At 61.6% G+C, this 1,286-nt stretch carries 1 protein-coding gene; it reads left to right on the top strand.

Translation table 11 applies throughout. The annotated features are described in order from the left end of the window. Positions 1-66: 66 nt before the first annotated feature. Positions 67-1,286, top strand: a 1,220-nt coding sequence (locus GCT19_RS42095) for an ISL3 family transposase (protein WP_152855095.1), incomplete at its 3' end; no start/stop codon positions are given.

Here is a 1,286-nt window from a genome sequence, read left to right as displayed (position 1 = left end):
GCCTCTGTTGAATTTCCAGTGGGTGGTATCGTCCCGGTTTCTGCATAATCAAGACGAAGGCAGGTCATGCACAGCAAGCTGTTCGAAGCCGCATTGGGTGTAAGTGATCCGTGGTTCGTGAGCGGCGTCGATTTCGACGCGGCCACCAAGCTGCTGACGATCCAGATCGACTTCACTGCCGGAAGCCGCTTCGCGCATCCTGAGGTGGCCGGCGCGCATCCCGTGCATGACACTATCGTCAAGCGTTACCGGCACCTGAACTTTTTCCAGCATGACTGCTACCTCGAAGTGCGCACGCCGCGCGTGAAGCTGCCCGACGGCCGCGTGGCGCTCGTCGAGCCCGATTGGGCCGGCAAGCTCAGCGGTTTCACGCTGCTGTTCGAGGCGATGGTGCTCACGCTCGCCCAGCAGATGCCCTTTGCAGCTGTGGCCCGCGCCGTCGGCGAATCGTGGCACCGCGTGCATGCGATCTGCAAGCGCTACGTCGAACTTGCGCTGGCCGCGATCGACCTGTCCAGCATGACCAGCGCCGCCGTGGACGAGACCTCCTACAGGCGGGGGCACAACTATGTGACGCTTGTGGCCGACGCTGAAGAACGCAAGGTCGTGTTCGTCACCGAAGGCAAGGATGCCGCCACCATCGGACAGTTCGCCGCTCGCCTGCGAGCGCACCGCGCAGAACCCGAACAGATCACCTCGGTCAGCATCGACATGTCTCCCGCCTTCATCAAAGGTGTCACCGAACATCTGCCGAATGCCCGCATCACCTTCGACAAGTTCCACGTCGTCGCACAGGCGTCGATTGCCCTGGACAAGACCCGACGACTCGAGCAGAAGACCGATCCCGATCTCAAGGGCCTGCGTTGGGCGCTGCTCAAGGACCGCGACCGGCTGAGCGCGGCACAGCGTGCCGATCTCGATGCGCTAGTCGCCAACGTCACAACCAAGCGTACTGCCCGTGCCTGGCTCTATCGAGAACAGCTCCGCGACATCCTTGATCGCAAGCAGATCAATGTCGTCAGTGCGATGCTCGAGCAGTGGTGTACCAACGTGATGCGCTCCAAGGTTGAACCGATGAAGGAGGTCGCCCGCATGATACGCAAGCATTTCGACGGCATCGTCGCATGGACCCAGACGCGCCAGACCAACGGCTTTCTGGAAGCACTCAACGGCCTGTTTCAAGCCGCCAAGCGACGCGCTCGTGGCTACGCAAACCTCGAAACTATGCGCACCGTGCTGTTCCTGATCGCCGGCAAGCTCAACTTCGCGTCGATCAATCCGCACGC

It is taken from the genome of Paraburkholderia atlantica, assembly GCF_009362785.1.
Lineage (GTDB): Bacteria > Pseudomonadota > Gammaproteobacteria > Burkholderiales > Burkholderiaceae > Paraburkholderia > Paraburkholderia atlantica.
This window is presented reverse-complemented; position numbering and strand designations above follow the sequence as displayed.